Below are 231 nucleotides of genomic sequence, written 5' to 3' on the forward strand. Positions count from 1 at the left end.
CTCTGCAGCCCACATCAGGAATGCCGCAACGTCGCGTGCATACTGATCCACCGTTTGCGGCGAACCATCGTCATAGGTGACTTGGTCGTCGCTCAGCGGCTTTGCCATGGCCAGCGCCTTGCCGGCGATGAAGTATGGGTTGAAATGCGTCCCTTCCGGAATATGCATCCCCGCTGGTGGCTGTTCATCATAGCCGGTCAGCAGAGAATGGATGTAGTCCGGACCTGCTTC

General features: G+C 58.0%; 1 protein-coding gene. It reads right to left on the reverse strand.

Going from position 1 to position 231, the window contains the following annotated elements; genetic code table 11:
• The coding region (locus SB822_RS61405) for a cytochrome c1 (protein WP_410859708.1) at positions 1–231 on the reverse strand (231 nt) is incomplete at both ends.

The sequence above is a fragment of the Paraburkholderia sp. SIMBA_054 genome, from assembly GCF_046534875.1.
In the GTDB taxonomy this organism is placed as follows: Bacteria; Pseudomonadota; Gammaproteobacteria; order Burkholderiales; family Burkholderiaceae; genus Paraburkholderia; species Paraburkholderia hospita.